Source organism: Stappia sp. G46H5W (assembly GCF_058448995.1).
Map to the genome: position 1 here is coordinate 81,230 of NZ_JBZFLL010000005.1, position 26,934 is coordinate 108,163.

Below are 26,934 nucleotides of genomic sequence, written 5' to 3' on the forward strand. Positions count from 1 at the left end.
ATCAGGACCAGGCGGCGGGCCGCGAGACTGCCCGGCCCTGCGCATAGGTAACGCCGAGTCCCTTCAGAATGTCGAGGTGCAGCGGTTCGTTGACGTATTCGGCGACCGTCGGCAGGCTCAGCGCCTCCGCCAGGCCGACGACCCCCGAGACGGCGGCGCGCTTGACCGGGTCGCCGGCAAGCCCGGCGGTCAGCAACCGGTCGATCTTGATCAGGTCGAACGCATTGGCACGCAGCTGGGTGAACCCGGCAACGCCGCGGCCGAAATGGTCCAGCGCGATACGGCAGCCGATGGCCCTCAGGTCTGCCATCAGGTTCCACGCCTCCGGCTTCATGCGCGCAAGCGCCGCTTCCGAAACCTCGAATACCAGGGATTGCGACACCCCCGGCGCACGCTCCAGCCGGTCGATGATCTGACAGGCGAAGACCGGACTGTGCAGCGTTTCCGCCGACAGATCGACAGCGATGGGAAGCCCGTCCGTATCACCCGCCTCCAGACGGGCAAGCACTGCATTGAGCACCAGCCGGTCCACGGCCCGCATCAATCCGTGGCGCTCGGCGGTGGCGCGGATCATCGAGGGGCCATGCAGGTCGCCATTGCCGGTGGCGACCCGCGGCAGCACCTCCTGCATCGCCGGCGCGCCACTGGCCAGATCGACGATCGTCATGGCGTGCAGCAGGAAACCGTTCTCGGCAATCGCCCGCTCCACCGCGAGGAGATGATGGATCTCCACCTTGCGGTCGTCGCCGGTCTTCTCCGCCCGGTCATGGGCAACGATGCGGTGGCCGCCGGCCGCCTTGGCCTGCATGCAGGCAAAGTCCGCCCATTGCAGCACCCGGCCAACGGTTACGGCCTGGCGCGTGGCGTCGTCGTCTTCCGACGCGACAGAGGCGATGCCGATGCTGGCGCTGCTACGAAACTGCATGTCTTCCCAGGCAAGCCGATAGCCCTCGAAGGCGGACAGGAGGCGGCTGCAGATCGCATGGGCGGCGACCGTCTCGCCCGTGTCGATGATCAGACCGAACTCGTCGCCGCCGATGCGGGCAACCTCGACCCCTTCGCCGGCCGACTGGCGCAGCAGCCGGGCGATATCCTGCAGGAACCGGTCGCCGGCACCATGGCCGGCGGTATCGTTGACCAGCTTGAACCCGTCGAGGTCGATGAAGACGACGCTGAACCCGCCGCCGCCCTTGCGATAGGCCGCGACCCGTCGCTCCAGTCCGGTCTCGAAGGACCGGCGATTGGCGATCCCGGTGAGATCGTCCTGCAGCGCCAGACGTTCGAGCCGCTCCGACAGGCGGCGGGTCTCGGTGACGTCGCGCAGGGTGACGACGGCCGCCTCGATCTCGCCGTCGCCGTTGCGGAAAGGCTGAAGACGCGCATCCATGACGACCGGCGCGCCGTCCGGAGCCAAGTCCTGAAAGTCGTATTCCACCGTCTCGCCAGCAAGACAGCGGTCGAGCCAGGGCTGAATCTCCGCGGCGAAACGCTCCTCGCCAACGACCTCGACGACCGAGCGGCCGCGGAAGCTCTCCGCGGTGGAGCCATGCCAGCGCGCATTGCTCTCGTTGGTGAGGATGTAGCGGTAGTTACGGTCGACCACCGACAGGCGGTCCGACATCTGCGTGACCGCGCTTTCGTAAAGGCGCAGGACCTGCTCGGCCATCTTCAGGTCGGTGATGTCGCGGCCATAGGCGGCAACGCCAAGCAGCCGCCCCGCCGCATCGTGCACCGGCTGGTAGCGCACATCGAAGAAGCGGCGGCCCTGGCCGGGCACCATCACCCAGTCCTGCAGCACGGCAACGCGGCCGGACAGAGCCGACTCGAGATAGGGGGCGCGACGGGGGAAGGCGCCCGGGCCTGCGACCTCCTGCACCGTGCGGCCGATAGCCTGTTCGCGGGTCAGGCCGCCGATCGCGACGTAAGGCTCGTTGGCCTCGCGGATGATGTAGTCGGGAGTGCAGAAATAGATGGGATCCTTGGACGCGGCGATGATCGCAGCATGCAGCCCCTCCACCGGCCATGTCATCCCCGGTCGTGCCGCGTCGCCTGCCATCATCCGGTCCGCCCCCACGCCGTTGCTCCGCCATCGCAGAATCCGTAACGGCAATGCGTCCAATTGTCGGTGCTTGCCACAACAAAGTCACGAAAAATGGCCATTGCCGAACATACTCGTTGAAAAACTGTCTGGAGGCCTTGAGCCCCCGTAAAAACTTCAAGGTTGAAATATGGACCGCCGGAAATGATTCGCAAGCCTCGGACCCATCTTCTAGTCGCGCTCGCCTGCGCCGGTCTGGGTGCCTCGCCGGCGGTCGCCGAATGCGGCCGGGCCTCCTGGTACGAGCTGACAGGACGAACCGCCAGCGGCACGCGCGCCAACCCGGAAGCCCTGACGGCGGCCCATCGCAAGCTGCCCTTCGGCACCCGGGTGCAGGTGGAGAACCTGTCGAACGGCCGCAAGGTGACCCTGACCATCGTCGACCGCGGGCCCTTCGTGCGCGGTCGGGTGATCGACGTTTCGCGGCGCGCGGCGCGCGAGCTGAAGTTCATCAACAAGGGGGTGACGCGGGTGCGCGTGACGGTCGCCGGGCGAGCCGAGGCGTCCTGCGGCTAAGGCCGCGCGGTACAGTCCGGCAAAGCGTGGAAGAGCTGGTCCGAAGCGGCAGGAAAAATGGTCCTGACCGTGAGGAGGGAGGGGGGAACCCCACGGCCAGGACCGCCGCATCTCCTTGACGAAGACAGCCTGATACCAACAGGATTCGCGCACTATGCAAATACGAAATTTGGCGTAGTGGCTTCCTCGTAGCCCCGACATCCGCAGGCTTTGCGCGCCTCATGGCAAACGACATGGGCCGGCGCACCGCCTGACGCGCACCGGCTCTTCAGCCCGGCAGCACCGGCCTGTCGCCGCCGCCGGCGGCGGCGACCTCCCCCATCAACCAGTCGCGGAAGCGGGCGGCAACGGGCCGCAACGAGCGGTCTTCCGGGTAGACGAGGTGATAGGCGGACGGCAGCCGCAACACCGTGTCGAACAGCTGGACCAGCCGCCCGGACGCCAGCTCCTCGGCAACGAAGAAGCGCGGAACGAGCGCTGCGCCGAGATCGTTGGCGGCGGCTTCCGCCATCATCACGAACTGTTCGAAGCGCGGCCCCTGGAAGGCAAGCTCCGTTTCCACTCCGGCGCATTCGAACCACTGCCGCCAGGCGAGCGGACGCGTCGACTGGTGCAGGCGAAGGAGCGGGGCAAGGTCCTGCGGCCGGCGGATGCGATGGCGCGCCCGGAAGGCCGGCGAGGCGACCGCAATCACGTCCTCGCGGAACAGCGGTTCGGCGACCGCCCCCGCCCAGACCGGATCGCCGTAATGGATCGCCACGTCGAACGGCTCCTTGGCGAAGTCGAAGGGCCGCAGCCGCACCGTCACGTTGAGGCTGGCGGTAGGGTGAGCCGCGATGAAACCGGCAAGGCGCGGTGCCAGCCAGCGGGTGCCGAAGGAGGGCAAGGTGGCGAGGTTCAGCACGTCCTCGTTGCCGGCAAAGGACATGACCTGCCGCGTGGCGGCGGTCAGGCTTTCCAGCGCGCCGCGCACGTCGTGGAGATAAAGCCGGCCGGCATCGGTCAGTACGATGCGCTGGCGCACGCGCTTGAACAGCTCGACGCCCAGCCGGGTCTCCAGATGGCGCACCTGCTTGGAGACCGCACCCTGGGTGAGATGCAGCTCCTCCGCCGCGCGGGTGAAGCTGCCGTGCCGCGCCGCGCACTCGAATGCGATCAGGCTGTCGGCATGTGGAACGAAGCCTCGTTTCAAACCCTATTCCATTCGCTCATGAACTTGGGACAACATATCACTTTTCGCCGGCAGCGACAGACCGGACACTCGCGCCCTGACATTCACCCCTTTCCTGGGGTCCGGTCGCCGCAAACCGGTGCCGGCCCCGACGACAAGACGCTCTCCGCCGGCGGCACGGACCGCAGGCGGACCGGAGGAGACCAGACCCATGACCGCACACGCATCCGTTCACAAGTCCGACCCGACCGGCGGCGGCCGCTTCGCCTGGGAAGACCCGTTCCTGCTGCGCGACCAGCTGAACGAGGACGAGATCCTGATCATGGAGACGGCCCGCGCCTATGCGCAGGACAAGCTGATGCCGCGCGTGCTGGAGGCCTACTCGCAGGAGAAGACCGACCGCGAGATCTTCAACGAGATGGGCGAGCTCGGCCTGCTCGGCATCACCCTGCCGGAAGAATATGGCTGCGCCAACGCTTCCTATGTCGCTTACGGCCTGGTGGCACGCGAGATCGAGCGGGTCGACTCCGGCTACCGCTCGATGAACTCGGTCCAGTCCTCGCTGGTGATGTACCCGATCTACGCCTATGGCAGCGAGGAGCAGCGCAAGAAGTACCTGCCGAAGCTCGCCAGCGGCGAATTCGTCGGCTGCTTCGGCCTGACCGAGCCGGATGCCGGTTCCGATCCGGCCGGCATGCGCACCCGCGCCGAGAAGATCGACGGCGGCTACCGGCTGAAGGGCTCCAAGATGTGGATCTCCAACGCCCCGATCGCCGACGTCTTCGTCGTGTGGGCCAAGTCCGACGCCCATGACGGAGCGATCCGCGGCTTCGTCCTCGACAAGGGCATGAAGGGCCTGTCCGCACCGAAGATCGGCGGCAAGCTGTCCTTGCGCGCCTCGATCACCGGCGAGATCGTCATGGACAATGTCGAGGTCGGCGAGGACGCGCTGCTGCCGAACGTCGCCGGCCTGAAGGGCCCGTTCGGCTGCCTCAACCGCGCGCGCTACGGCATTTCCTGGGGTGCGCTGGGTGCGGCCGAGGATTGCTGGCACCGGGCCCGCAACTACGGCCTGGAGCGCAAGCAGTTCAACAAGCCGCTGGCCCAGACCCAGCTCTTCCAGAAGAAGCTCGCCGACATGCAGACCGAGATCGCGCTCGGCCTGCAGGCCTCCCTGCGCGTCGGCCGCCTGTTCGACGAGGGCCGCGTCGCGCCGGAGATGATCTCCATCGTCAAGCGCAACAATTGCGGCAAGGCGCTGGACATCGCCCGCCAGGCCCGCGACATGCACGGCGGCAACGGCATCCAGGAGGAGTACCACGTCATGCGGCACGCCCAGAACCTGGAGACGGTGAACACCTACGAGGGCACGCATGACGTCCATGCGCTGATCCTCGGCCGCGCCCAGACCGGCCTGCAGGCGTTCTTCTGATCAGTCCAAAAGGGCGGGGGCCGATGGCTCCCGCCCTCTTTTTAGAGCCAACCGCTTGCCACAGGACGGGCATCGACGTGAGCGCTGAGACTTTCGACGTCGCGATCGTCGGCGGTGCGGTGATGGGTTCCTCCATCGCCTGCCACCTTGCCATGGACCCGGACTTCACCGGCCGGGTCGTCGTCATCGAGAAGGATCCGTCCTATCGGACCTGCGCCTCGGCACTGTCGGCGGCCTCGATCCGCCAGCAGTTCTCCGAGCCGACCAATATCGCCATCTCGCTCTACGGCATCGAGTTCCTGCGCGAGATCGGCACCCGGCTGGCCGTCGGCGACGAGCGGCCCGCAATCGATCTGCACGAAGGCGGCTACCTGTTCCTGGCGACCGCCGACAAGCGGCACATCCTGGAGGAAAACCACGCCCTGCAGACCCGCATGGGCGCGGATATCGCCTTCCTGGAGCCGAACGAGCTTCTCGCCCGCTTTCCCTGGCTCAATGTCGAGGACATCGCCGCCGGCTGCTGGGGCAGAACCGGCGAAGGCTGGTTCGACGGCTACGGCCTGATGCAGGCCTTCCGCAAGAAGGCACGCGCGCTCGGCGTGCCCTATCTGGCGGCCGAGGTGCTGGACGCTGCGCGCGAAGGCGAGGGGTTCCGCCTGCAGCTGTCGGACGGCCGCACCATCTCGGCCGGAAAGCTGGTCAATGCCGCCGGGGCAGAAGGGGCTGCCCGCCTTTCCCGCCAGCTCGGCATTGACCTGCCGGTGGAAAGCCGCAAGCGGATGATCTTCACCTTCGACTGCCGCGAGACCGTTGCCGGCTGTCCGTTGCTGATCGACCCGACGGGCAGCTACGTGCGGCCCGAAGGCACCGGCTTCCTGTGCGGTTCCGCCCCGCCGCAGGAGCGCGACCCGGACACCCGCGACTTCGACGTCGAGCACGATTTCTTCGACGAGTACCTGTGGCCGGTGCTCGCTACGCGCGTTCCGGCCTTCGAGGCGATCCGGCCGGGGCAGGCCTGGGCAGGCCACTACGACATGAACCTGTTCGATCACAACGCCATTCTCGGCACGGTCGACGGCCATCCGGGCCTTTATCTTGCCACAGGCTTTTCCGGCCATGGGCTGCAGCAGTCGCCGGCGGTCGGCCGCGGCATTGCCGAACTGATCCTCCATGGCGCCTGGCGCAGCCTCGATCTTGGTGCGCTGTCGCACGAGCGGATTGCACAAGGGCGCCCGGTGTTGGAAAAGAACGTGGTCTGATCCTCGCCGGGCCGCACCTGTCATGCGCGGCCGGGAAGGATCGATCCCACCCGCCAGCGCGGCGGGCTCGCCCTCACATTCCGGGCTGCCCAGCCGCGCAACCTCTCCGGAGCCTGCCATGACGCTCGCCAGCGGCCGCGAATTCCTGATGATCCCCGGACCGACCACCGTGCCGGACGAAGTGCTCAGGGCCATGCACCGCCCGGCAATCGACATCTACACCGGCTCGCTGGTCGGGCTGACGGACAGCCTGCTCGCCGACCTGCCGAAGGTCTTCGGCACCACGGGAAAGGCGTTCCTTTACGCTGCTAACGGACATGGCGCCTGGGAAGCGGCGGTCACCAACACGCTGTCGCGCGGCGACCGGGTGCTGGTGCTGGACTCCGGCCGCTTCGCCCGCGGCTGGGGTGAGATGGCGAAGATGACCGGCCTGGAGGTCGAGGTGCTGCCGGGCGACTGGCGCCGCGCCGTCGATCCGGCGGCGGTAACCGCCCGTCTTGCCGCGGACACCGCGCATGAGATCAAGGCGGTGCTGGTGGTGCAGGTGGACACGGCCTCGGGCGTGCTCAACGACATCGCCGCCCTGCGCAAGGCCATCGATGCGGCAGGCCATCCGGCGCTGTTCATGGTCGACACCATCGCCTCGCTCGGCTGCGTGCCCTACAAGATGGACGAGTGGGGCGTCGACGTGACCGTCACCGGCGCGCAAAAAGGACTGATGACCCCGCCGGGCCTCGCCTTTGTCGCTGCCAATGCCAGAGCGCTCGCCGCGCACGAGACGGCCGACCTGAAGACATTCTACTGGGACTGGACGTTCCGGCAGGGCAGCGAGCACTACCAGAAATATTGCGGCACGCCGCCGGAGCACCTGCTCTTCGCCTTCCGCCAGGCTCTCGACCTGCTGCTGGGGGAAGAGCTGGACGCCGCCCATCGCCGCCATGCGCTGCTGGCAGCAGCGGTGCGCGCCTGCGTGACGAAATGGGCCGAGGGCGGGGCGATGGAGCTCAACATCCTGGAGGAGGCCCAGCGCTCCAACTCGGTCACCGTGGTGCTGACACCCGGGCTCGACCCGGCCGCATTGCGGCGCTGGTGCCAGGAGACCTGCAACGTCACCATCGGCGGCACCATCGGCGAGATCGCCGGCCAGGGCATCCGCATCGGCCATATGGGGCATGTCAACGCGCCGACGGTGCTGGGCACGCTCGGGGTGCTGGAGCTGGCGCTGAAGGCGCTCGGCGTACCGCATGGCGCGGGCGGCGTTCAGGCCGCAGTCGAGTGCCTGGCAGCAGGGCTCAGAGAGCCCCGCTGACAGGCCGATTTTAGAGCGCCCGACCGATTTCCTCGACGATGGCCTCCGCCGCGGCGCGGCGGTTGGGGGCCATGATCACCGGGCGTGCGACCACCAGATAGTCGGCGCCGGCCGAGATCGCGTCGGCCGGTGTCATGATGCGCTTCTGGTCTCCCGCCTCGGACCCTGCCGGACGGATGCCCGGGGTCACGGTGACGAGGCGCGGGCCGACCACGTTCCGCAGCGAGGCGACCTCCAGCGGCGAGCAGACGATACCGCCCATGTTGGCGGCGCGCGCATCCGCCGCGCGGGCGATCACCAGGTCGTCGACGCCACCGGCATAGCCGGCATCATGCAGATCGTCCTCGTCCATCGAGGTCAGCACGGTAACACCGAGCAGGCAGACATCGCCACCGGCCGCGGCAAGCCCGGCAACGGCCGCGCGCATCGCCTTGGGATAGGCGTGAATGGTGACGAAGCGCACGCCCATGCGGGCGATGTTCTCCACCGCCTTCATCACCGTGTTGTCGATGTCGAGAAGCTTGACGTCGAGAAAGATGCTGTGGCCATCGCGAGCCAGTTCCGCGGCCAGTTCCAGGCCGCCGGCGAACTGCAGCTGCATGCCGATCTTGTAGGTGCCGACGGCACCCGCGGTCTCGCGCACGATGGCGCGTGCCTCCTCCACCGTCGGCACATCAAGGCCGACAATCAGGCGGTCGCGGGCGCTCGCCGGCGCGAAAGGGGACGGGTCCTCGTCCAGCGGAAGGGCAGCGCTTTGCATCGGCAGGTCTCCGGAACGTTGCAAGTGTCGAATTTCCGTCTTACCCGTGCAGGGCGATCTTGACCAGATCGCGGCGCCGCGCGCGCAGGTATTTCATTGCGGCAAGCGTCCTGTTACAAGGCTTCGCAGCCGGCAGCAGGCCGGCCACAGAAGGACAGGCTCGCCCATGCGCACCGCGAAGATCTCGCGCAAGACGAAGGAAACCGACATCGACGTCGAGATCGTCCTCGACGGGACCGGCGCCTATTCGGTGCAGACCGGAGTCGGCTTTCTCGACCACATGCTGGAACAGCTGTCCCGGCATTCGCTGATCGACATGACGATCCGTGCCAGCGGCGACACCCATATCGACTTCCATCACGCCGCCGAGGATGTCGGCATCGCGCTCGGACAGGCCCTGCGCCAGTCGCTCGGCGACATGACCGGCATCACCCGCTACGCCGACTGCCACCTGGCCATGGACGAGGCGCTTACCCGCTGCGCCCTCGATGTGTCGGGCCGCCCCTTTCTCGTCTGGGACGTAACCTTCCCGCGCGACAAGGTCGGCGATTTCGACACGGAGCTCTTCGAGGAGTTCTTCCGCGCCTTCGCGATGAACGCCGGCATCACGCTGCATATCGCCAACCTGACGGGCAGCAACTGCCACCACATCGCCGAGACATGCTTCAAGGCCGTGGCGCGGTCGCTGCGCAAGGCGATCGAGCCGGACCCGCGGCAGGCCGGGCGCGTGCCCTCGACCAAGGGCCAGCTCGGCGGCTGAGGCCGCCGGACGGAGGGACAGATGGCGATCTACATGGTGCTGATCCCGCCCGGTTCCTCGCCCGAGACGATGGGCGAGGCCGAGGCGCAGCGCACGGTCTTCATCCGCGACGGCTTCAGCTGGCTGGCGCTGCTCTTCACCCTCCCCTGGCTGCTGGTGAAGCGGCTCTGGCTGGTTTTGCTCGTTTATCTGGTTGCCGGCCTCGCCCTGGAGCTCGCATCGCGGTTCATCGGCGGACCGATGCCCGGCATCGCCATGGCGGGGCTGTCGATCCTCTTCGCCTTCGAGGCGCGCGGGTTGTGGCGCTGGACGCTGGAGCGGCGCGGCTGGCGCTTCGTCACCGTCGTCGAGGCGCAGGGGCGCGAAGAGGCGGAGCGCCGCTTCTTCGCACGGCTCGCCGCCCATCAGCGCCAGGCACAGGACCTGCAGGCCGGCGGCAGCGCTCCGCAACCGGACGCTCCGCCACCGCATCGACCCGGCTACCCCATACCGCGGATCGGCGCCGAGCGCGTCGTGGGCCTGAGCGTTGCCCCGCATCGAAGCTGACCCACCGCCGAGGCGGCGCCGCATCTTTCGACTTTCCCGCATTTCTGCCTGACGGAACGACCCCATGCTGATCGCCATCATCGACTACGGCTCCGGCAACCTGCGCTCGGCCGAAAAGGCCTTCGAGCGGGCAGCGCATGCCCATGGCCACGGTGCGACCATCCGGGTGACCGCCGATCCGGACGTGGTCGCGCGCGCCGACCGGATCGTGCTGCCGGGCGTCGGCGCCTTTGCCGATTGCCGGCGCGGCATCCGCGCGGTCGACGGGATGGAGGCCGCACTCGTCGAGGCGGTGGAGGCAAAGGGGCGCCCGTTCCTCGGCATTTGCGTCGGCATGCAGCTGATGGCGAGCCGCGGCCTGGAGTTCGAGACGACCGAGGGTTTCGGCTGGATCCCCGGCGACGTCACCGCGATCACGCCGGACGATCCGGAGCTGAAGATCCCGCATATGGGCTGGAACACGGTGCGCAAGCTCGCCGATCATCCGCTGCTCGCCGGAATCGAGACGGGCGAGAAGGGCCTCCACGCCTATTTCGTCCATTCCTTCCACTTGCAGGCGGCGGACCCGGCGCATGTCATCGCAACCGCCGACTACGGCGGGTCGATCACCGCGATCGTCGGGCGCGACACGATGGTGGGCACCCAGTTCCACCCGGAAAAGAGCCAGCGGCTCGGCCTTGCGCTGATCGCCAATTTCATCGAGTGGGCGCCGTAAGCGGCCGCCATCACGACACGGAACGCCACCCATGCCCATCCTGTTTCCCGCCATCGACCTGAAGGGCGGCCAGTGCGTCCGCCTGAAGCTCGGCGACATGGCGCAGGCCACTGTCTTCAACGACGACCCGGCCGCACAGGCCCTCAGCTTCCAGACGCAGGGCTTCAGCTACCTCCATGTGGTCGACCTCGACGGCGCCTTCGCCGGCGAGAGTCGCAACGGTGATGCGGTCGACGCGATCCTGAAGGCGACGACCAATCCGGTGCAGCTGGGCGGCGGCATCCGCACCCTTGCCCATGTGGAAGCCTGGCTCGCCAAGGGTATCGCCCGAGTGATCCTCGGCACGGTGGCGGTGCGCGATCCCGATCTCGTCAAGGCCGCCTGCAAGGCCTTCCCGGGCCGGGTTGCCGTCGGCATCGACGCACGCGGCGGCAAGGTGGCGGTCGAGGGCTGGGCGGAGACGTCCGAACTGTCGGCCATCGAGCTCGCCCGCCGCTTCGAGGACGCGGGCGTTGCCGCGATCATCTATACCGACATCGACCGCGACGGCGTGCTCGCCGGCATCAACTGGGACGGCACGCTGGAGTTGGCCGGCGCGACCTCGATCCCGGTGATCGCCTCGGGCGGTCTTGCCTCCATCGAGGACGTGAAGCGCCTCGCCGCACCCGATTGCGCGGTGCTGGAAGGCGCGATCTCGGGCCGGGCGCTCTATGACGGCCGTCTCGATCCCACCGAAGCCCTCAAGGTCCTTGCCGCTGGGTAAGCCGCCGGATCCCGACACCCTTGCAAGCTTTCCCGGCTTTGCAGGGCGGTACGGGAGCTGTATGCTGCGACCGCGAAATACGTCGGGTAATCGCCTAACATGCTGAAAGCACGTGTCATTCCCTGTCTGGACGTCAAGGACGGCCGCGTCGTCAAGGGCGTGAACTTCGTCAATCTGGTCGATGCCGGCGATCCGGTGGAGGCCGCGAAGGCCTATGATGCGGCCGGCGCGGACGAGCTCTGTTTCCTCGACATCACCGCAAGTCACGAGAACCGCGACACGATCTTCGACGTGGTGCGGCGGACGGCGGAGGCCTGTTTCATGCCGCTGACCGTGGGCGGCGGCGTGCGCCGGGTCGAGGACATCCGCAAGCTGCTGGTGGCCGGCGCCGACAAGGTGTCGATCAACACCGCGGCGGTGAAGAACCCCGATTTCATCCGCGAGGCGGCCGAAAAGTTCGGCGCCCAGTGCATTGTCGTGTCCATCGACGCCAAGCAGGTCAACGCGCCCGGAGAGGCTGAGCGCTTCGAGATCTTTACCCATGGCGGGCGCGAGCCGACCGGCATCGACGCCGTCGAGTTCGCCCGCAAGGCGGTGGAGCTGGGCGCCGGCGAGCTGCTGGTCACCTCGATGGACCGCGACGGCACCCGGACAGGCTTCAACCTGGCGCTGACCCGCGCCATCGCCGATGCGGTGCCGGTGCCGGTGATCGCGTCCGGCGGCGTCGGCACGCTCGACCATCTGGTCGAAGGCGTGCGAGACGGACATGCGACGGCGGTGCTCGCCGCTTCGATCTTCCATTTCGGAACCCACACGATCCGCGAGGCCAAGGAACACATGGCCCGGGCCGGCATCCCCATGCGGCTCGACGCGGCCTGATACCCTGGCCCGCCACACCGGCCCGCATGCAAAGCCCCAGCCGGGCGGCGCAGGGCCGCAGGAGACGTCCGACCAATGACCGGCTTCACACTGACCGACCTTGACCGCATCATCGCGGCGCGTGCCCGGAGCGAGGACGAGAGCTCCTACACCCGCAAGCTGATGGGCAAGGGCACGGCGAAGATCGCCCAGAAGGTGGGCGAGGAGGCGGTGGAAACGGCGATCGCGGCCGTGGCAGGCGATGCGCGCGAGCTGACCGGCGAGGCCGCCGACCTGCTCTACCACCTCCTGGTGCTGCTCAAGGCGCGCGACGTGCCGCTGGCCGACGTGATGGCAGAACTGGAGCGCCGCACGGCGCAGACGGGCCTGGAGGAGAAGGCGTCGCGGAAGCCCGACTGACGGGACGGGCCTTGCGACGGACTGCCCGGCGCGACCCGCGGGATCATCCCCGGGCCTCCCGAGCGAACGGCCGGACATCCGGCGGGATCGAGGATTGCATGGTCGCCATGGAACACAGCCTCAACAGGTTCACTGAGGACGATCTGTCGCCCTACCGGGTCTTTACCGAGGCAGAATGGGCAAAGCTCAGGGCCGACACCCCGATGACGCTGACGGCGACGGAGGTCCGGCGCCTGCAGTCGCTCAACGACCCTGTCTCCATCGGCCAGGTGGAATCGATCCTGCTGCCGCTGTCTCGGCTGCTTGCCTATTACGTGGAGGCGACCCAGCAGCTGCACCGCGCCACCTCGCGCTTTCTCGGTCGAAACGACGTCAAGAACCCCTTCGTCATCGGCATCGCCGGCTCGGTCGCGGTCGGCAAGTCGACGACGGCGCGCCTGTTGCAGGCGCTGCTGGCCCGCTGGCCGGCAAGCCCGAAGGTCGATCTCGTCACCACCGACGGCTTTCTCTATCCCAACGCGGTCTTGGAAGCGGAAGGCCTGATGCGGCGCAAGGGCTTTCCAGAAAGCTACGACCGCGCGACGCTGCTGAAGTTCCTGTCGGATCTGAAGGCGGGGCGGCGGCATGTGCGCGCACCGGTCTATTCCCACTTCTACTACGACGTGATGCCAGGGCAGTTCGTCACGGTCGACCGGCCGGACATCCTGATCCTCGAGGGGCTGAACGTCCTGCAGACGACCAACCTGCCGCGCGACGGCAAGGAAGTGCCCTTCGTTTCCGACTTCTTCGACTTCTCGATCTATATCGACGCGGAGGAGGACGTGCTGCACGAGTGGTACGTGTCGCGCTTCATGCGGCTGCGCGAGACCGCCTTCCGCGATCCCGGCTCCTACTTCAACAAGTATTCCAAGGTGGGCGACGACGAGGCACTGGCCATCGCCGAAGGCCTGTGGAACGAGATCAACCTCGTGAACCTGCGGGAAAACATCCTGCCGACGCGACCGCGCGCCGACCTGATCCTGCGCAAGGCCGATACCCACGCGATCAACGAGGTGCGGCTGCGCAAGCTCTAGGGGCCGGAGCCGCCCGGCAAAGGGCCGCTCCGGAACCTTGCTCAGCCCGCCGCCTGCGCCTGCAGGAGCAGGGGCTTCAGGCCGCCGCGGCGATGCAGCGCGACGAGGTCGTCATGACCGCCGACATGTCGCCGGCCTATGAAGATCTGCGGCACGGTGTGGCGTCCGGACCGGGCGATCATCTCACGGCGCAGAGCCTCCTCGTCGGAGATCTCGATTTCCTTGAAACGAGCGCCTTGTTCCCGAAGCAGGGCCTTGGCGGCCCGGCAATAGGGGCAGTAACTCTTGGTATAGATCGTGATATCGGCCATGGATCAGGTCCTCGCAAGCGGATCGGCCGCACCTGTCCGGGCAAGACGCTGCAGCGCTTCACCCAGCAGAACCAGGGCGCCGGCGAGCAAGACCGCGTCCTTCAGCAGAAACTGGCCCGGCACGACCGACAGGGCGGGAAAGCCGCCAAGGCTCGGCTCCCAGCCGGGCGCGCTGAACAGGAAAGTCAACGTCAGCGCGAAGGTTGAGGCAGCCATCAGGGCCCCAAGCGCGCCGATGCGGGCGGACCAGATGCCGAGAACCAGCGCCAACGCGGTCAGAATCTCGATCGTTCCGATCAGGTTCGACACGCCCTGGACACCGAGAATGCCGTTCAGCCAGTTGATGAAGGGGCTCGACGACACCAGCCCCTGGATGGCACCCGCTTCGTAGGCAGTGAACTTCATCGCGCCGATCCAGCCGAGGACCAACACCAGGGAGACCCGAAGTCCGGCATGACCGATGCGGCCGATCGTTTCGCCCGCTCCGGCAGCGCCGGGAACCGTCTCATGGGATAAAGTGCTATTGGACATCTCGTCGTTCCTTTCTATTTTTGACCGATAGGTCATTTTGTGGCCGCGAAACTTCGGCGCGGGTCAGCTGCGGTGAACATGTGACTTTGTGACCAATCGGTCAACAAACAGGAAATCACGAATGCGCGACACCACCGCGATGGGCAGACCCCGGGAGTTCGACGAGGACGAAATCCTGCTGAAGATCATGTCGCTGTTCTGGGAGCATGGTTACGAAGGGACATCCCTGCGCGACATCATGCAGGCAACCGACCTGCGAAAGGGCAGCCTCTACGCCGCTTTCGGCGACAAGCACGCCATGTATCTGAAGGCAATTGCCCGCTACGAAGCCTTGGTTGTCGATGGCGCGGCAGACGATCTGCGGGCGGTCGCGCCGATGGAGGGAGTCTCGGCCTTCCTCTCCGTCCCGATCGATGCGGCCTGGAGCCAGGGAGACCGGCGCGGCTGCTTTCTCTGCAACGCCTCGGCAGACAAGGCGAGCGAGGACGCCGAAACACAGGCGATGGTGTCGCGCGGCTTCGACAAGCTGGAACGGGCACTTGCGGAGGCGGTCGCGGCACTCGCACCGCAGCTTGCGCCGCCGGAGATCCAGTCGACGGCGACGATGCTGCTGTCGGTCTATGTGGGACTGCGGGTCATGGCGCGCAGCGGAGCGGGGCGCGAGCGGATGGAAGGCGCGCGCGACGCGGCGATGGCCAACCTTGCCCGGTTGGCGACCGCAGGATCCGGGAACTAGCCGGAAACCCTAGACCGGCTTCATGCCGTTGCGGGCCAGGACCTCTCCGGCGAGATAGAGCGAGCCGCAGATCAGGATGCGCGGCGGCACGTCGTCCCCGGCGGCCTGCTCGCGCACATGGGCGAGCGCGTCGACAAGCGAGGCATGGGCATCGGCCGCAAGGCCGGCCTCGCGCGCGGAGCCGGCAAGACAGGCGGGATCGCGGCCGGCATCGGTGGTGGTCAGCGGCACGCAGGCGACCTCGCGCGCCAGCCCTGCGAAGGGGCTGAAGAAGCCGACCGGATCCTTGGTCTTGAGCATGCCGGAGATGAGATAGAGCGGCCGCGGGCGGCGCTCCTCCTGCTCCGCCATCACCTCTGCAATGGTGATCCCGGCACCGGGATTATGGCCGCCGTCGAGCCAGAGCTCGCTGCCCGGCGGGCAGAGATCGAGCAGCGGCCCTTCCGTCAGCGGCTGCATGCGGCCCGGCCAGTCGACGGCCAGGAGCCCGGCCTCGATGGCCTCCGGCGCCGGCAGGCGCCCGGCAGCGCGCAGCGAGGCGATGGCCATCGCCGCGTTGACGATCTGGTGCCGGCCGAACAGGCGCGGCAGCGGCAGGTCCATCAGACCTTCCTCGTCCTGGTAGACGAGACGGCCGTTTTCCTCGAAGGCAGTGAAATCCTGCCCGAAAACCTGAAGCGGCGCGCCCAGTCGCGCGGCGATGCGCGAGATCACCTCAAGCGCCTCGTCCGGCTGTGGTGCGATCACCGCCGGGCAGCCGCGCTTGAGGATGCCGGCCTTTTCCGCCGCGATGTCGGCCAGCGTCTCGCCGAGATAGCGCTCGTGGTCCATCGACAGCGGCGTGATGGTGGCCGCGAGCGGTGCGTCGACGACGTTGGTGGCATCGAGCCGGCCGCCAAGGCCGACCTCGAGCAGCAGCACATCCGCCGGCTCCTCGGCAAAGAGCAGCAGGGCTGCGGCAGTGGTGACCTCGAAGAAGGTTATCTCCGCACCCGCATTGGCCTGCTCGCAGGTGTCCAGCGCCTCGATCAGCCGCGCGTCGGAAACGATGCGGCCGGCAAGGCGGATGCGCTCGTTGAAGGACACCAGATGCGGGGAGGTGTAGACATGGACCTTGAGGCCCGCGGCCTCCAGGATCGCCCGCATGAAGGCGGTGGTAGAGCCCTTGCCGTTGGTGCCGGCAATGTGGACGAGCGGCGGCAGACGGTCCTGCGGCCGCCCCAGCGCATCGAGCAGACGCTCCATGCGGCCGAGCGACAGGTCGATCTCGCGCGGGTGCAGCGCCAGAAGTCGGTCGAGGATCGCTGTTACCTGGTCCATTGTCCTGCCCGTCCTGCCGCGGGAAGGTCCGCGGCTGCAGCAGCCATCATGGTTACGGGATCATGCGCGGACGCGGCAAGCGTTGCTGCGTCCGCCCGTGTCGCGCCTGCGACAGCTCCGTCAGCGGCTCTCGCCGTCGGCCTCGCGGCTGCCGCTGTCGGCGACCGCAGAGGTCTCCCGGCCCTGGGCGAGTTCCGCCGAGACCTTGGCCTCGTCGGCTTCGCGCGGCGGCGTCATCAGCTCTTCCTCGTCCGGCAGGCTGACCTCGGCCTTCATCAGGATCGAGCAGACGCGGGCGATGGTCTCCGGCAGCTTGTGGCGATGCACGACCATGTCGACCATGCCGTGGTCGAGCAGGTACTCGGAGCGCTGGAAGCCCTCGGGGAGCTTCTCGCGGATGGTCTGCTCGATGACGCGGGGACCGGCAAAGCCGATCAGCGCGCCCGGCTCGGCCATGTGCACGTCGCCCAGCATCGCGTAGGACGCGGTCACGCCGCCGGTCGTCGGGTTGGTGAAGACGACGATGTAGGGCAGGCCCGCATCGCGCAGCATCTGCACGCCGACCGTGGTGCGCGGCATCTGCATCAAGGACAGGATGCCTTCCTGCATGCGCGCGCCGCCCGAGGCGACAAAGAGCACGAAGGGCGTCTTGCGCGCAACGGCCGTCTGCATGCCGGTCAGCACCGCTTCGCCGGCGGCCATGCCCAGCGAGCCGCCCATGAAGGCGAAGTCCTGCACGGCGGCGGTCATGTCCATGCCGCGCAGCTTGCCGGTCGCAACCGTCACGGCGTCGTCGAGACCGGTCTTGGCCCGCGCATCGCGCAGACGGTCGGTATAACGCTTCTCGTCACGGAACTTCAGCGGGTCGGCCACGACCTCGGGGGTCTTCACCTTCTCGAAGGTGCCGCCGTCGAAAAACAGCTCGAGCCGCCGGGTGCCGGAAATCCGCATGTGGTGGCCGGAATTCGGCACCACCCACTGGTTCGCCTCGAGATCGCGATGGAAGACCATCTCGCCGGTCTCGGGGCACTTGATCCAGAGGTTCTCCGGCACGTCCCGCTTCTGCAGCAGGCCACGAATCTTCGGGCGAACGACGTTGTTGATCCAGTTCAAGGCAGATACCGTCCGTTGTCTTGCATGTTCCCGGCCGTCATGCGGCCGATGCGGCTCAGCCGCGGGCCCGGGCAACACCCTCGGCGAGCGAACGCACCACCGAGGCCACAGCCTCGACCGTCGCATCCGTCGCCCGGCCCTCGCCGTCGAGGCTCGTGCGCACCGCTTCCACCAGCACCGATCCGACGACGACGCCATCGGCGTCGCGGCCGATCACCTCGGCATCCTCCGCCGTCTTGACGCCGAAGCCGACCGCCACGGGCAGCGCGGTATGGCGCTTGATGCGGCGGACCGCCTCGGTCACTCGATCGCGGTTGGCGATGGTGGCACCGGTGATGCCGGTCACCGATACGTAATAAACGAAACCCGACGTGTTGGCGAGAACGGCCGGCAGCCGCTTGTCGTCAGTCGTCGGCGTGGTCAGGCGGATGAAATTGAGGCCGGCGGCCATGGCCGGCAGGCAGAGCTCGTCGTCGGCCTCCGGCGGGATATCGACGATGATCAGCCCGTCGACGCCTGCCTCGACCGCCGTTTTGACGAAAACGGCGGGATCACGCACGTAGATCGGATTGTAGTAGCCCATCAGCACGATGGGCGTGTCCTGGTCGTGGCGGCGGAAGGCGCGCACCATGTCCAGCGTCTTGTCCATGGTCTGCCCGGCAGCCAGCGCGCGCTGGTTGGCGAGCTGCACGGGAATGCCTTCGGCCATGGGATCGGAGAAGGGCATGCCGAGCTCGATGACGTCGGCGCCCGCGGCCGGCAGCGCATCGAGGATCGCCTGGGAGGTGGCAAGGTCCGGATCGCCGGCGGTAACGAAGGTCACCAGCGCCGGACGGTTCGCCGCCTGCAATGCCGCGAAGCGGCGGTCGATCCGCGTGTCACTCATCTTGCCCGGTCCCACCCTGTCATCTGTCCTGCCGGCGCCGGCCTGCCGTCGAGGCCGGCCGCTCGCGGCTTTCGCAGGCCATTCCTGCCCGCGAAAGCCAGTGGGGATGTAGGGGGCGGAGTACCCCCCTGTCAATTGGCGAAGCGTCGGCGACCGCCGACGCCTGCCTCAGAGGCGGCCGGTGAGTGCCGCGTCGAAGATCTCGGCCGCGCCCTCGAGGGTCAGCTCGATCGGATTGCCGCCGGCGGTCGGATCGACGATGGCCATTTCGGCGATCTTAGCGGCCTTGGCGCCGTCGACCTTCAGACCGTCCAGCGTATGCGGCACATCGAGCGCAGTGCGCAGGTCGAGCACCGCTTGCAGGAAGCCGTCGAAGCCGCCGGAGATACCGAGATAACCGGCGAGCCGATCGATCTTGGTGGCGATGGCCGAGCGGTTGAAGTCGAGCACATAGGGCATGAAGACCGCGTTGGTCATGCCGTGATGGGTGTCGTAGAGGGCGCCGACCGGATGGGACAGCGCATGGATGGCGCCGAGGCCCTTCTGGAAGGCGACCGCGCCCATGGCGGCGGCCGACATCATGTGGCCGCGCGCCACGAGATCGTCCGGCGTTTCGGCGACGCGCTTCAGGTTCTCGAAGACGAGACGCATGCCCTCGACCGCGATGCCGTCGCCCATCGGGTGGTAGAAGGTTGAGGAATAGGCCTCCAGGCAGTGGGCGAGGGCGTCCATCCCGGTGCCGACGGTGAAGTAGCGCGGCATGCCCACGGTCAGCTCGGGATCGCAGATCACGATACCGGGCAGCATCTTCGGATGGAAGATGACCTTCTTGGTGTGTGTTTCCTCGTTGGTGATGACGCCGGCGCGCCCGACCTCGGAACCGGTGCCGGCGGTGGTCGGCACGGCGAGGATCGGCGCGATGCCGTCCGGATCGGCGCGGGTCCACCAGTCGCCGATATCCTCGAAATCCCACATCGGCCGGGTCTGGCCGGCCATGAAGGCGATGACCTTGCCCGCATCGAGACCGGAGCCGCCGCCGAAGGCGATGACGCCGTCATGACCGCCGGCCCGGTAGGCGGCAACGCCCGCCTCGACGTTGGACGCGGTCGGGTTCGGCTTGATGTCGCTGAAGATGTCCGGCTCCAGGCCGGCCTGGCGCAGCAGTTCCAGTGCGTTCGCGGTCATCGGCAGGCGGGCGAGGCCCGGGTCCGTGACGAGGAGCGGCCGCTTCATGCCGAGCAGGGCGGCACATTTGCCGAGCTCCTTGATGCGCCCGGCGCCGAAGCGCACGGAGGTCGGATAGTTCCAGTTGGCGGACGGGGTGGTGGTCATGTCCTCAGATCCTGACAGGAAGGAATGCGAAGCGGAGATGGCTGCGCGCCGTTACGAGCGGGCGCGCAGGTGGAAGGACTTCGGCCGCGTCAGCGACAGGTATCCGATTTCCGACAGGGCCGCGCCCTTGCCGGTGTCCTTGACGCCGGTCCACACCAGCGCCGGGTCGAGATAGTCGCAGCGGTTCATGAAGATCGTACCGGTCTCAACGCGGTCGCCGATGGCGATGGCAGCTTCCTCGTCGGCGGTCCAGATCGAGGCGGTCAGGCCGTAGGGGCTGTCGTTCATCAGCGCGATGGCCTCCTCGTCGGAGCGCACCTTCATCACGCCGACAACCGGGCCGAAGCTCTCCTCGCGCATCACCGACATCTGGTGATCGACGTCGACCAGCACCTGCGGCATCAGGTAGGGCGTGCCTTCCTTGTCCTGCGGGAAGCGCGCGCGGTCGACTAGAGCCTTGGCGCCCTTGCGCAGCGCCTCGGCGGTCTGCTCTCGCACATGGGCGGCAAAGCGCGCCTGCGCCATCGGGCCGAGCGTCGTCGCCTCGTCGAGCGGATTGCCGAGCGTGTAGGCGGAGGCTGCTGCCGCCAGACCCTCGACCACCGCGTCATAGTGCTTCTCGTGCACATAGACGCGCTCGATGCCGCAGCAGCACTGGCCGGAATTGTAGAAGGCGCCATCGGCCAGATTCTCGACCGCGAAGGCGACGTCGGCGTCCTCGCGGACATAGGCCGGGTCCTTGCCGCCGAGCTCCAGGCCGAGCGTGGCGAAGGTTCCGGCTGCCGCCTTCTCGATGGCGCGGCCGCCGGCGACCGAGCCGGTGAAGTTGATATGGTCGATGCGGCCCGAACCGAGCAGCGCCTCGGTCTGGCCGTGGTTCAGCACGATGTTGCGGAAGACGCCCTTGGGCAGGCCCGCCGCCTTGAACGCCTTGTCGAGCCGCTCGCCGACCAGCAGCGTCTGCGCCGCGTGCTTGAGGATCACCACGTTGCCGGCGATCAGCGCCGGGACGATGGTGTTGATCGCGGTCATAAACGGGTAGTTCCACGGCGCGATGACCATGACGATGCCGAGCGGCTCCGGCCGCACGTAGCGGGTGAAGCCCGGACGGTCCGTGTGGTGGCGGGCCCGGAGCGACTCCTCGGCGATCTTGACCATGTAGTCGGTGCGCTCGCGCGTGCCGCCCTTCTCGCCGCCATAGCGCACCGGCCGGCCCATCTGCCAGGCCAGCTCGGGCACGATCTCGTCGTTCATCGCCTCGAGCGCGGCAACGGCGGCCAGCACAGCCGAGCAGCGCTCGGACAGCGGGGTGGCCGCCCAGGCGGCCTGCGCGGCGCGGGCCTCGGCCACAGCCTGGTCGATCTCGGCAGCACTCGCCACGGGACGCTCGGCATAGACGGAGCCGTCAACCGGGGAAATCAGCTTGATCACGTCGGACATGTCACACCTTTCGGGCAGGTCCGCGCTGGCGGCCTGCCTCTGCATGTTTGCAAGATATTCCAAGTGGATCCGGCCCGCTGCGGCGGGCCGAAATCCTCAACTGCGCTCGAAGCCGCGGGCCAGCTCGTAGTCGGTGACCACGCGGTCGAATTCTTCCTGCTCCCATTCCGCCGCGCGGACGTAATGGTCGATCACCGCATCGCCGAAGGCCTCGCGCAGCATCTTCGACTTGCGCAGGGTCTCGGTCGCCGCGCGCAGGGTGCGCGGGATCTCCTTCAGCCTCCGCGACTGATAGAGATCGCCAGTCACCGGCGCCTCCAGCTCCAGCTTCTCCTCGATGCCCCGAATGCCGGCCGCAAGCTGCGCGGCAAGGGCCAGATACGGGTTGAGGTCCGAGCCGCCGATGCGGCATTCGACGCGTACGCCCTTCGTGCCCTCGCCGCACAGCCGGAAGCCGGCGGTGCGGTTGTCGACCGACCATGCGGTCTTGGTCGGCGCGAAGGTGCCCTTCTGGAAGCGCTTGTAGCTGTTCACATAGGGCGCCAGGAACCAGGTGTAATCCGAAGCGTAGCGGATCAGGCCCGCCATGTAGTGGTGCATCAGCTGGGACATGCCGTGCTGCGCATCCGGATCGAAAAAGGCGCTGGAGCCGTCCTTCTTCCACAGCGACTGATGCACATGGGACGAGGAACCGACGCGGGCATGATGCCATTTCGGCATGAAGGTCACCGCGCGGCCATGCTGCCAGGCGATCTCCTTGGTGGCATGCTTGGCGATGGTGTGGTGATCGGCGCAGCCGAGCGGATCCGCATAGCGGATGTTCAGCTCCTCCTGGCCGGCCTCGGCCTCACCCTTGGAATTCTCCACCGGAATGCCCGCGGCATAAAGGTGATTGCGGATCGGGCGCATCACCTCCTCTTCCTTGGTGGTCTGGAGGATGTGGTAGTCCTCGTTATAGGCCGAGATCGGTTCCAGATCGCGGAAGCCCGAGCGGCGGATATCGTCGAAGCTCTTCTCGAACAGGAAGAACTCCAGCTCCGTCGCCATCTTGGCCTCGAGGCCCATGGCATCGAGACGGGCGATCTGGCCCTTGAGCAGGGCGCGCGGCGAATGCGGCACCGCCTCGTGGTGATGATGGTCGAGAACATCGCACAGCACCATCGCCGTGCCGTCCAGCCAAGGCACGGGGCGCAGGGTCGACAGGTCCGGCTTCATCACATAGTCGCCGTAGCCGCCGGCCCAGCTGGTCGATGCATAGCCTTCGACCGTGTACATCTCGAGGTCCGTCGCCAGCAGGTAGTTGCAGCAATGGGTCTCCTCGAAGGAGTGCTCGATGAAGTTGCGCGCATGGAAGCGCTTGCCCATCAGGCGGCCCTGCATGTCGACGGCGCAGACCAGCACCGTGTCGATGGCGCCGTCGGCGACGGCGGCCTTGAGAGCGTCGAAAGAAAGATTGCCAGCCATTGGAACCATCATTTTCGGTTAAGCGGGGCGAAAGCGCGGGCGCGGTCGGGAAAGGGAGGCCGGGGCGACGAACGCCGCCCCGGCCCGCCGGCATCAGGTGTAGCGGTAGGGCCGCCCGGCCTTCTGCATGTCGGAATTGTACTTCTTGAAGATCTCCACGACCTTCGCCTTGATCTCGGACTCGGCAGCGATCTCGTCCCAGAACTTCACGGCGGCCTCCTCGACGGTGGCCCACTCGGCGTCCGGAATGGAGGTCAGCTCCATCTTGGTGCCGTTGACGCGAAGGCTCGCCTCGCCGCCCCAGTACCACCACTGGCGATAGTAGTGGGACGCATCCATGGCCAGCTGCAGCATGGTCTTGAGATGGTCGGGCAGCTCATTCCACTTGTCCATGTTGGCAAAGAACGAGCCGGCCCAGGCGCCGGAGATGTTGTTGGTCAGGAAGTAGTTGGTCACGTCGGCCCAGCCGACCGTGTAGTCCTCGGTGATGCCCGACCAGGCGACGCCGTCGAGTTCGCCGGTCTGCACCGCGACCTCGATATCCTCCCAGGGCAGCGTCACCGGCACCACGCCGAACTGGGCCAGGAAGCGGCCCGCGGTCGGGAAGGTGAAGACGCGCTTGCCCTTCAGGTCGGCAAGGCTGCGGATCGGGTCCTTGGTGGCGAAGTGGCACGGGTCCCAGGCACCGGCGGAGATGTGCTTGACGCCGACCTTGGCGTATTCCTCTTCCCAGATCTCCTTCAGGCCGTACTGGTTGAACAGCACCGGCACATCCAGCGAATAGCGGCTGGCGAAGGGGAAGTAGCCGCCGAACACGGTCACTTCCGTCGGCGAGGCCATGGAATCGTCATCCGACTGCACCGCGTCGATCGTGCCGCGCTGCATGGCGCGGAACAGCTCGCCCGTCGGCACCAGCTGATCGGCGAAGAACAGCTCGATCTCCATCTGGCCGTTGGCCGCTTTGTTGAAGGCGTCGATATGCGGCTTGATCACGTGCTCGGCGAGCGCGGCGCCCGCATAGGTCTGCAACCGCCACTTGATCGGCGCCTGGCCGAGCACGGCAGGAGCGGCCAGCGTCGAGGCGCCGGCAGCGGCGACGGTGCCAAGGCCTGCCTTCTTCAGAAAGTCGCGTCTGTTGGTCATGTCTCATTCCCCTTTGGATTCGTTGAAGAGATGCAAGAGCGCGCCCTTTCTGATTGTTGTGGTGGCGCGGCGTTCGGTGTCCGGTGGCGAAGCTCCTTGTGTTGCGGTGGTGAGGGATCTCGTCTGATCTTCCGGATCAGCGGCCGTAGATGTAGTCGGGCAGCCACAGGGCGATCTGCGGGAAGACCATTATCAATGCCAATGCGAGGATCATGACCAGCACGAAGGGCGCAATCGAGCCGTAGATGTCCCGCATGGTGATTTCCGGAGGCGCCATCGCCCGCATCAGGAACAGATTGTAGCCGAAGGGCGGGGTCATGTAGGCGATCTGGGTGGTGACCGTGTAGAGCACGCCGTACCACACGAGGTCGAAGCCGAGCGCGGCGACCAGCGGCACGTAGAGCGGCGCGACGATGACCAGCATCGCCGTGTCGTCGAGGAAGGTGCCCATCACCAGGAAGGACACCTGCATCAGGATCAGGATCATCCAGGGCGACAGGCCGAGCCTTTCGGTGAAGAGGGTCTCGATCGCCTTGACCGCACCGAGACCGTCGAACACGGCGCCGAAGCCGAGCGCGGCAAGAATGATCCACATGAACATGCAGGAGATCGCGAGCGTCTGGCGCAGGCAGGTCTCGAACACCTTCCAGGTCATCCGGCGCTTGAGCACGGCGGCGACGAACGCGGTCATGGCGCCGATCGCGGAGCTCTCGACCAGCGAGGTCCAGCCGTTGACGAAGGGCACCATCATCGCCGCGAAGATCACCAGCGGCAGGATGCCGGCGCCGAGCAGGCGCATCTTTTCGGCACCCGAAACGTTGCGCTCGTCCACCGGCAGGACCGGGCCGAGCGAGGGCGTGATGCGGCAGCGGACATAGATGTAGACGACGAACATCGTCGCCATCATCAGACCCGGCACCACGCCGGCGAGCCAGAGCTGGCCGACCGGCTGACGCGCAATCATTGCGTACAGCACCAGCACCACCGACGGCGGCACCAGAATGCCGAGCGAGGACCCGGCCTGGATGACGCCGGTGACCATGCGCTTGTCGTAGCCGCGGCGCAGCAGCTCGGGCAGGGCGATGGTGGCGCCGATGGCCATGCCGGCGACGGACAGGCCGTTCATAGCCGAGACCAGCACCATCAGGCCGATCGTGCCGATGGCGAGACCGCCGGAGACCGGCCCCATCCACACATGGAACATCTTGTAGAGGTCGTCGGCGATCTTCGATTCCGACAGGACATAGCCCATGAAGATGAACATCGGCAGGGTGAGAAGCGGGTACCACTTCATCAGCTTCATGGCCGAGGCGAAGGGAATGTCGGACCCGCCGGTGCCCCACAGCGCCAGCGCCGCGACGGCCGCCACGCCGCCGATGGCACCGAAAACGCGCTGACCGGTCAGCAGCATCAGCATCATCGACGAGAACATCAGCAGCGCGATCATCTCATAGGACATCAGATTTCCTCTCCGCGGATGCGCGCGATGTCCTTGATGAGCTCGGAGACGGCCTGCAGCAGCATCAAGAGGAAGCCCAGGCACATGATCGCCTTGATCGGCCAGATCACCGGCCGCCAGGCGGTCGGGCTGCGCTCGACATGGCCGATCACCTCGGCCGCAGCGTCAGGGCCGCCGGTGATGAAGGCGACGGCCAGATCCTTCAGGAAGACGAAGGGTTCAGTGCCGAAATGGCCCAGAGAATAGGCGGTCGAACCGACGCCGCCATAAAGCAGGACGCCAAGATAGAAGATCAGAACCAGCACCGTGAACGCGTCGAACCAGGCCTTCTTCTTCACCGACCAGCCGGCATAAAAGAGGTCCATGCGCACGTTCGAGCCGAGCTGGATCGAATAGGGCCCGCCGAGAATGTAGTAGGCGACCATCGCGAACTGGGCGACCTCCAGCGTCCACAGGGACGGCAGGAAGAAGGTCTTGGAGATCGACGACCACAACAGCACGGCGACCATGACGAAGAGGCCGTACATCACCACCCGCCCAAGGCGGTAGTTGATCGCGTCAACGACCCTCACATAGCCGCGCATCAGGGAGGTCATCATCCGGACCTCCCTTCCGCCGCGAGCTGCGCCAGCGCGGCATCGAGCGCGCGGCCGAGACGGTCGGCCCACAGGCTTTCGCCGGCGTCGTCCGCGATCTCGTCGTTGCGCACCTCGATCATCACGCAGGGCAGGCCGCGCGCCTCCCCGTGGCGGCCGACCGTGTAGTAGACCCCGTCGCCCGGCGCATAGGGCTCGTTGTCGCCGAGATCGGCGATGCCCTGTGCCGCAAGATCGGCCAGCATCGCCTCGGCGACCCTGCGGTCGCGATTGGACAGGATGCCGACGGGCCAGGGGCGGTCGAAGCCCTTGTAGAGCGGCGTGAAGCTGTGAACCGAGACGACGATGCTGTCGAGGCCGGCGGCCGCGCGCGCGTCGAGCAGCGTTTCGATACGGGAATGGAAAGGCGTGTGGGCAAGGGCGATGCGACGGGCCCGCTCGGCCGCGCCCAGGTCGCGATTGCCGGGGATCTCGGTCGTCTCGCTGATCGCCGGGATCAGGTCGTGGGCTGCGATATCGCGGTTGCAGTCGAGAACAAGCCGCGACAGGTCGGGATAGACGAGAGGCGCATCGAACCGCCGCGACAGATGCCGCGAGACGCCGAGCGCACCGGGATCCCAGGCGATGTGGGCGCGCCGCGCCGCCTCGTCCAGGCCGAGATCGCCGTATTCCGGCGGCAGCCGGCGTGAGGCGTGGTCGCATAGAAGGATGATCTTGCCGCGGCCGCCGGCATTCTCCGCGACCACGACCGTGCCCGCCGGCGCCGTGTCACCGGGCAATAGCTCGCCGTCGCGTGCCGCTGTCGGCTCCATCCCTGTCCCCCAGCCGGTTACCTTGGCGAAAAACCGCAAATCCTGTTCTATTTGTTACAGAATTGCGTTGAATTCCGCTTTCTGTATGATTTGATACATACCCTGGACCGA

The 26,934-nt window shown here is 67.1% G+C and carries 27 protein-coding genes; 12 read left to right on the forward strand and 15 right to left on the reverse strand.

Going from position 1 to position 26,934, the window contains the following annotated elements:
* Position 1: 1 nt before the first annotated feature.
* The gene (locus ACVJ6E_RS15970) at positions 2-2,056 is read right to left on the reverse strand and encodes an EAL domain-containing protein (RefSeq protein ID WP_158592728.1); all 2,055 of its coding nucleotides are present in this window, start codon (positions 2,054-2,056) and stop codon (positions 2-4) included.
* 186 nt (positions 2,057-2,242) lie between these two features.
* Here ACVJ6E_RS15970 and ACVJ6E_RS15975 point away from each other — a divergent pair, with 186 nt between their 5' ends.
* Positions 2,243-2,614, forward strand: a complete 372-nt coding sequence (locus ACVJ6E_RS15975) for a septal ring lytic transglycosylase RlpA family protein (protein WP_120269827.1) — start codon at positions 2,243-2,245, stop codon at positions 2,612-2,614.
* 268 nt (positions 2,615-2,882) lie between these two features.
* Here the strand turns inward: ACVJ6E_RS15975 and ACVJ6E_RS15980 are convergent, their stop codons facing one another.
* Entirely contained in the window at positions 2,883-3,806 is a 924-nt protein-coding gene (locus ACVJ6E_RS15980) for a LysR substrate-binding domain-containing protein (RefSeq protein WP_120269828.1), read from the reverse strand.
* Positions 3,807-3,996: 190 nt separating this feature from the next.
* On the opposite strand from ACVJ6E_RS15980, the gene ACVJ6E_RS15985 reads away from it, so the two are divergent.
* From ACVJ6E_RS15985 to ACVJ6E_RS15995, 3 genes are all read left to right on the forward strand, one after another.
* Positions 3,997-5,217 carry an acyl-CoA dehydrogenase gene (locus ACVJ6E_RS15985; RefSeq protein ID WP_120269829.1) on the forward strand — a complete coding sequence of 407 codons (1,221 nt, stop codon included), beginning with the start codon at positions 3,997-3,999 and terminating at the stop codon, positions 5,215-5,217.
* A gap of 77 nt (positions 5,218-5,294) precedes the next feature.
* Positions 5,295-6,476, forward strand: a complete 1,182-nt coding sequence (locus tag ACVJ6E_RS15990) for an NAD(P)/FAD-dependent oxidoreductase (RefSeq protein WP_120269830.1) — start codon at positions 5,295-5,297, stop codon at positions 6,474-6,476.
* Positions 6,477-6,594: 118 nt separating this feature from the next.
* Positions 6,595-7,785 carry an aminotransferase class V-fold PLP-dependent enzyme gene (locus ACVJ6E_RS15995; protein ID WP_120269831.1) on the forward strand — a complete coding sequence of 397 codons (1,191 nt, stop codon included), beginning with the start codon at positions 6,595-6,597 and terminating at the stop codon, positions 7,783-7,785.
* Between the two features lie 10 nt (positions 7,786-7,795).
* Here the strand turns inward: ACVJ6E_RS15995 and pyrF are convergent, their stop codons facing one another.
* A complete protein-coding gene (pyrF, locus tag ACVJ6E_RS16000; protein WP_097174403.1) occupies positions 7,796-8,545 on the reverse strand; it encodes an orotidine-5'-phosphate decarboxylase in 750 nt (249 codons plus the stop codon).
* A 166-nt stretch (positions 8,546-8,711) separates the two neighbouring features.
* On the opposite strand from pyrF, the gene hisB reads away from it, so the two are divergent.
* From hisB to coaA, 7 genes are all read left to right on the forward strand, one after another.
* Positions 8,712-9,305: an imidazoleglycerol-phosphate dehydratase HisB gene (gene hisB, locus ACVJ6E_RS16005; protein ID WP_120269832.1), complete on the forward strand. Its 594-nt coding sequence runs from the start codon at positions 8,712-8,714 to the stop codon at positions 9,303-9,305.
* Positions 9,306-9,326: 21 nt separating this feature from the next.
* A complete protein-coding gene (locus ACVJ6E_RS16010; RefSeq protein WP_120269833.1) occupies positions 9,327-9,851 on the forward strand; it encodes a DUF2628 domain-containing protein in 525 nt (174 codons plus the stop codon).
* A 64-nt stretch (positions 9,852-9,915) separates the two neighbouring features.
* Complete coding sequence (gene hisH, locus ACVJ6E_RS16015) at positions 9,916-10,566, forward strand: imidazole glycerol phosphate synthase subunit HisH (protein WP_120269834.1); 651 nt, start codon at positions 9,916-9,918, stop codon at positions 10,564-10,566.
* Between the two features lie 31 nt (positions 10,567-10,597).
* A complete protein-coding gene (gene hisA / locus ACVJ6E_RS16020; protein ID WP_067338592.1) occupies positions 10,598-11,329 on the forward strand; it encodes a 1-(5-phosphoribosyl)-5-[(5-phosphoribosylamino)methylideneamino]imidazole-4-carboxamide isomerase in 732 nt (243 codons plus the stop codon).
* Positions 11,330-11,428: 99 nt separating this feature from the next.
* A complete protein-coding gene (gene hisF / locus ACVJ6E_RS16025; RefSeq protein ID WP_120269835.1) occupies positions 11,429-12,208 on the forward strand; it encodes an imidazole glycerol phosphate synthase subunit HisF in 780 nt (259 codons plus the stop codon).
* 75 nt (positions 12,209-12,283) lie between these two features.
* A complete protein-coding gene (locus ACVJ6E_RS16030) occupies positions 12,284-12,607 on the forward strand; it encodes a phosphoribosyl-ATP diphosphatase (RefSeq protein ID WP_120269836.1) in 324 nt (107 codons plus the stop codon).
* Between the two features lie 98 nt (positions 12,608-12,705).
* Entirely contained in the window at positions 12,706-13,680 is a 975-nt protein-coding gene (gene coaA / locus ACVJ6E_RS16035) for a type I pantothenate kinase (RefSeq protein ID WP_208996800.1), read from the forward strand.
* A 41-nt stretch (positions 13,681-13,721) separates the two neighbouring features.
* Here the strand turns inward: coaA and grxC are convergent, their stop codons facing one another.
* Positions 13,722-13,991, reverse strand: a complete 270-nt coding sequence (gene grxC / locus ACVJ6E_RS16040; RefSeq protein ID WP_120269837.1) for a glutaredoxin 3 — start codon at positions 13,989-13,991, stop codon at positions 13,722-13,724.
* A 3-nt stretch (positions 13,992-13,994) separates the two neighbouring features.
* Entirely contained in the window at positions 13,995-14,522 is a 528-nt protein-coding gene (locus tag ACVJ6E_RS16045) for a DUF417 family protein (RefSeq protein WP_120269838.1), read from the reverse strand.
* Positions 14,523-14,643: 121 nt separating this feature from the next.
* Here ACVJ6E_RS16045 and ACVJ6E_RS16050 point away from each other — a divergent pair, with 121 nt between their 5' ends.
* Complete coding sequence (locus tag ACVJ6E_RS16050; RefSeq protein WP_208986700.1) at positions 14,644-15,258, forward strand: TetR/AcrR family transcriptional regulator; 615 nt, start codon at positions 14,644-14,646, stop codon at positions 15,256-15,258.
* Positions 15,259-15,267: 9 nt separating this feature from the next.
* Here ACVJ6E_RS16050 and ACVJ6E_RS16055 read toward each other — a convergent pair whose 3' ends face one another.
* The 10 genes from ACVJ6E_RS16055 to ACVJ6E_RS16100 form a co-directional block, all read right to left on the reverse strand.
* Entirely contained in the window at positions 15,268-16,578 is a 1,311-nt protein-coding gene (locus ACVJ6E_RS16055; RefSeq protein ID WP_120269839.1) for a bifunctional folylpolyglutamate synthase/dihydrofolate synthase, read from the reverse strand.
* A gap of 120 nt (positions 16,579-16,698) precedes the next feature.
* A complete protein-coding gene (gene accD / locus ACVJ6E_RS16060; RefSeq protein ID WP_120269840.1) occupies positions 16,699-17,691 on the reverse strand; it encodes an acetyl-CoA carboxylase, carboxyltransferase subunit beta in 993 nt (330 codons plus the stop codon).
* A gap of 55 nt (positions 17,692-17,746) precedes the next feature.
* A complete protein-coding gene (trpA, locus tag ACVJ6E_RS16065) occupies positions 17,747-18,577 on the reverse strand; it encodes a tryptophan synthase subunit alpha (protein WP_067224626.1) in 831 nt (276 codons plus the stop codon).
* 168 nt (positions 18,578-18,745) lie between these two features.
* Complete coding sequence (locus ACVJ6E_RS16070) at positions 18,746-19,909, reverse strand: iron-containing alcohol dehydrogenase (protein ID WP_067224850.1); 1,164 nt, start codon at positions 19,907-19,909, stop codon at positions 18,746-18,748.
* A gap of 51 nt (positions 19,910-19,960) precedes the next feature.
* Entirely contained in the window at positions 19,961-21,349 is a 1,389-nt protein-coding gene (locus ACVJ6E_RS16075; RefSeq protein ID WP_120270193.1) for an aldehyde dehydrogenase family protein, read from the reverse strand.
* A 96-nt stretch (positions 21,350-21,445) separates the two neighbouring features.
* Positions 21,446-22,813 (reverse strand): glutamine synthetase family protein, encoded by a 1,368-nt coding sequence (locus ACVJ6E_RS16080; protein ID WP_120269841.1) that lies wholly within the window; start codon positions 22,811-22,813, stop codon positions 21,446-21,448.
* A 93-nt stretch (positions 22,814-22,906) separates the two neighbouring features.
* A complete protein-coding gene (locus ACVJ6E_RS16085; protein ID WP_120269842.1) occupies positions 22,907-23,956 on the reverse strand; it encodes a TRAP transporter substrate-binding protein in 1,050 nt (349 codons plus the stop codon).
* A gap of 136 nt (positions 23,957-24,092) precedes the next feature.
* A complete protein-coding gene (locus ACVJ6E_RS16090) occupies positions 24,093-25,415 on the reverse strand; it encodes a TRAP transporter large permease (RefSeq protein ID WP_120269843.1) in 1,323 nt (440 codons plus the stop codon).
* Positions 25,415-26,011: a TRAP transporter small permease subunit gene (locus ACVJ6E_RS16095; RefSeq protein WP_120270194.1), complete on the reverse strand. Its 597-nt coding sequence runs from the start codon at positions 26,009-26,011 to the stop codon at positions 25,415-25,417. The genes ACVJ6E_RS16090 and ACVJ6E_RS16095 overlap by 1 nt, the downstream gene beginning before the upstream one ends.
* Positions 26,011-26,823 (reverse strand): N-formylglutamate amidohydrolase, encoded by an 813-nt coding sequence (locus ACVJ6E_RS16100; protein ID WP_120269844.1) that lies wholly within the window; start codon positions 26,821-26,823, stop codon positions 26,011-26,013. Before ACVJ6E_RS16100 ends, ACVJ6E_RS16095 begins: the two co-directional genes overlap by 1 nt.
* Positions 26,824-26,934 lie beyond the last annotated feature (111 nt).